This is a genomic window from Lapidilactobacillus luobeiensis, assembly GCF_024345205.1.
GTDB classification, from domain to species: domain Bacteria; phylum Bacillota; class Bacilli; order Lactobacillales; family Lactobacillaceae; genus Lapidilactobacillus; species Lapidilactobacillus luobeiensis.
In genome coordinates, this window is record NZ_BROC01000054.1 from 1 (window position 1) to 4,400 (window position 4,400).

Here is a 4,400-nt window from a genome sequence, read left to right on the forward strand (position 1 = left end):
TGAGATTGCTGATGAGCAATGGACCCAGATCGAGTCATTATTTCCACCATACAGTACAGGTCGTCCAATATTACGAGATAATCGGACCATGTTAAATGCAATTCTGTGGATCAATCGGGCTGGTGCGCCTTGGCGTGATTTACCTGCACGATTTGGACCATGGAAGTCGGTTTATACACGGCTTTTCCGCTGGGGCCGCGATTGTGTATTGGAATGTATCTTCCGCGCGCTTCGCGAGGACGCGGATATGGAATACCTGCATATTGATTCGACGGCTGTTATTGCGCATCAGCATAGTACAGGTGCTAAACAAAGCGGTCCTGAACTTGAAAGCAATAATATTGGTCGTTCCGTTGGTGGTAATTCAACTAAGATACATGCGCTGGTCGATGCATTGGGAAACCCGGTTGAATTTATGTTAACAGAAGGCAATTGTCATGACGGTCCCGTAGCGCTTTAATTATTGAAAACCATTCAGTTGACTGGGGTTAATGTCGTTGCCGATAAAGCATACGGTGGTAAAGCAATTCGAGAATTTATCACGAGCCAAGGCGGAAAGTATACAATCCCACCAAAAGAGAATAATCGAGAACCATGGTCAGTAGACTGGTGGATATATAAAGAAAGACATTCAATTTAGTGTTTCTTTAATCGGCTTAAACATTTTAGACGGGTAGCTATTCGCTACGATAAGACGTCATATGTGTTCCGAACATTTGTTTACGCTGCGTCAATAGTGTTAATGACTAGATAGTTTGAAGACACATCCTAGAAAAATCAGTTTGTAATCTCATCATAATATCATGTATGCTTGTGTATAGTAAGTTTGTTGAACTTCAACAAATACAGGAGGAACAAATGTTTTTAGCAATTAGAGAGATTAAAAAAGAAAAACTACGGTACGGCTTGATTCTAACAGTCGTCGTTTTAATCAGTTATTTGATTTTCATTTTAAGTGCCCTGGCGCTCGGGCTGGCAACAGCTAACACCGCAGCGGTGGACAGCTGGCAGTCTAAGTCGTTTGTAATGACCAAAGACGCTAATGGCAATGCCGGACAGTCATTACTGACAACGAAACAGGTTGATCAGTTAAGCGACGACAAAACCGCAAAACTTGGCATTACACCAGTTAATATGAAAATTGGCGGAAAACGTGAATCCGCACAATTCGTTGGGATGAATAACGAGGAGTACATCGCTAAAAACCTACAATTAACCAAGGGAAACTTGCCAAAGGCAGCTAACGAAGTCGTCCTCGCTGACTCAGTTGATAAGGATATTTACGGTATGGGGGATAAAATTTCGATTGGGTTATCTCATACGAAATATAAAATCGTGGGTTATGCGAAAAATGCCACGTATAACACCGCACCTGTTATTTATGGCGAGTTAGCGCAATGGCGTATCATTAAGGGCGTGTCAGATCAATTCCAGGGTAGCGTCGTTGCTTCAAAAACGTCACAATCGGTCGATGATAAAGCATTAAAGACTTATTCATACCAAGCCTTTATCAATAAATTGCCAGGTTATACACCGCAAAAAGCGACGTTTGGTCTCATGATTGGATTCCTGATTGTCATTTCATTGATTGTGATTACCATCTTCCTCTACATTCTAACGGTTCAAAAATTGCCTAACTTGGCAGTTTTGCGTGCACAAGGCATTCCAAATCTTTTTTTGGCCCAAAATACGTTATTTGAGACGTTCTTTATCATGGCAACTGGTATCGTCGTTGGTGCCTTACTATCGGCATTAACTGAATTTGGGATTCCAGATAGCGTACCAATGGCATTTGATTGGGGATTGATGGGACTCATTGCGGTCGGATTGATGGTAACCGGGTTACTGGGTGCAATCATTCCGATTCGTGTGATTAGTAAGATTGATCCGGTATCAGTAATTGGAGGTTAAAAAGATGCGTGAAGAAAAACTAGCCCTTGAACACGTGACGAAACAATTTGGTCAGAAAACCAATTTAGTTACGGCACTAGAAGACGTCAGTTTAGCGTTTAAAGCTGGTGAGGTGTCGCTTATCATTGGGCCTTCAGGATCTGGTAAAAGTACCTTGCTAACCATTTTAGGCGGGTTACAAACACCAACATACGGCTCAGTTCGTTTGAATGGTCACGATATCAGTGATTTGAGTACCAAAGAAGCCGAAAAAAGACGACTTGAACAAATCGGTTTCGTCTTGCAGGCGTACAATCTCGTGCCATATTTAACCGTAGCAGACCAATTCAAACTTGTTGACCAGGTGAAGCCTAACAATAACCTCAGTCAAGATGGATTTTACAAAATTATTGAAACGCTAGGCATTCAAAATTTATTAAACAAATACCCTGGCGAATTGTCTGGCGGTCAACAACAGCGCGTTGCAATTGCCCGTGCGTTTTATACAGACCCGGCGATCATCCTAGCCGATGAACCTACGGCAGCCTTAGATACGGCACGTGTCAAAGAAGTTGGCCAACTTTTTGCCAATATTGCGCATGACGAGGAAAAAGCAGTCGTCATAGTCACGCACGATGATCGTCTGCGAGAGTTTTCTGATAATGTCTACAAAATTGTCGACGGAAAACTATCTAATACGGACTGATTAACACACTTGCTCTTATGATGAGATTTCGGACTAGTTTTTCTCGTTTGCTAAAATATCATCATAAGGGCAATAGATTATTTAGTTTTGTTTTTGTCGAGCTTGCATTTGTGCTAGTTCGCTTGTAGCAAGGGTTTCAGCCCAATATAATAACTAAAATTTATAAGGTTACTTTTCAAATGTGTTGATTATCCATTGCAGAGAAAAGAACACAATAAAAATGATAAGAATAGGAAGCAATCTAGCCAGCCAAATATTGATGTTTGGATCTTGTGACAGAGTATGATAGAGCCATTTGGCAATTAGAAAAGCGCTAAATCCGCTAACGATTGATTTGATGTTTTTATACATGTGATGTCTCAACTATATTCATACTAATATAGTGCCTATAATACCATTAAACAAAAAAACGGTTATGGTTCAAAGTTGAAATTAAGCGTAGATCAAAGTGACTGTGTTTAGTGGTTGTAGCTTATGCCGCTAACAATTGGTCGACTTCTTGATACGCTGAAAAGCCGAAGAGGCCTAGTAGCTTCTTTCGGCTTTTTTTGTGTATCGCATGCATGGTTTCAATGCCGTATAATGTCCTAGCTGCTGTCCGAGTGTTCTGATAACTTGCGGAACGAACTTCTTGCCGCCTAATAAAACGGTGATCTTGCTCAATCAGATTATTGCGATATTTGGAGCACTGATACACACCTTTGTGCAGATAGCCTTCCCTAGTAAGCTTTTTAATTGCCTTTAGGGTCGCTCCGTACTGATCAGTCACTAATCGATGTGGAAGACCATAGGTCTTTAAAAGGCGTTTGAGAAAATGATAGGCCGAGTTAAAGTCATGCTTCTTACGCAGTTGAAAATCAATCGTAAGACCTTGATCATCAATGGCACGGTAGAGGTAATTCCATTGGTCTTTGATCTTGATATAGGTCTCATCCATACGCCAACTTTTGGAAGTGCGCCGATGGCGCTTACGCCATATAGCCCGCATAATCGGTGAGTAATGTTGTACCCAACGCATGAGGGTTGTGTGATGCACGAAAATACCACGGTCGCGCATCATGTGTTTGGCCGATTCCTCATCAATGATTCGCTCTGCCGTCTTATCCGCCACATGAAAGCGACGTGAGATGTCAGTTAACGAGTAATTTGAGAGTGCCTCAAACAAGACCAACTGCCGCACCGGTGTGCTGATGGTACTGTGTGGGCGGACGTAGTCTGTCTCACTTTGAAATACTGAACGACACAGTTCACATCGAAAACGTTGTCGACTCAGTTTGAGATAGGTTGGTCGGTAGGTATAACTTGGGGCTAGAATGCATGAACGCTCAAAACCATATCGGACTACTTTGCTCATGAATCCACAGATGGGACAACGCTCCGGTTGTGTTTTCAGCTCCGCGTAGAAGAAAAGGGCATTAGTTCCTTGAATTTCTTCAATTACGGCATCCTGAGCAAAAATGATGTTGGGGTCCTTGATTTCCAGAATCATTCGGATAGACTTGCTTGTAAGGGACACTACACAAACTCCTATTCTCTTATCTTTGGTCGGATCAGTGAACGCGAAATAGTGTGGCGTCCTTTTTGCGTGCTCACGTTTTTCGTCATGTAGAAAATGGTATAGAAAAAGGAGTTTGTAGGCAAAATGCCTATCAACTCCAAATATCGTAGCGCCAATAAAAAGTACGGGTTGACACCAGACGAAATTGTTTTTGTCGAAACTAAAATAAAAGACATGGCTTAGGTTTTGCAAAGTTATGCTTGGGCCTTGGCGTCCAATAAAAGCTTACATTTTTAGTAGTTTTAG

General features: G+C 41.8%; 2 protein-coding genes and 2 pseudogenes. 3 read left to right on the forward strand and 1 reads right to left on the reverse strand.

Features of this window, described 5'->3' with window-relative positions; translation table 11 throughout:
* The 3 genes and pseudogenes from OCU21_RS11150 to OCU21_RS11160 form a co-directional block, all read left to right on the forward strand.
* Positions 1-754 (forward strand): annotated as a pseudogene (locus tag OCU21_RS11150) (IS5 family transposase); the annotation flags it as partial.
* Between the two features lie 104 nt (positions 755-858).
* Positions 859-1,911 (forward strand): ABC transporter permease, encoded by a 1,053-nt coding sequence (locus tag OCU21_RS11155; RefSeq protein WP_261807473.1) that lies wholly within the window; start codon positions 859-861, stop codon positions 1,909-1,911.
* Between the two features lie 4 nt (positions 1,912-1,915).
* Positions 1,916-2,596 (forward strand): ABC transporter ATP-binding protein, encoded by a 681-nt coding sequence (locus OCU21_RS11160; protein ID WP_261807474.1) that lies wholly within the window; start codon positions 1,916-1,918, stop codon positions 2,594-2,596.
* Between the two features lie 472 nt (positions 2,597-3,068).
* Here the strand turns inward: OCU21_RS11160 and OCU21_RS11165 are convergent.
* Positions 3,069-3,656: pseudogene (locus OCU21_RS11165) on the reverse strand (IS6 family transposase); the annotation flags it as partial.
* Positions 3,657-4,400 lie beyond the last annotated feature (744 nt).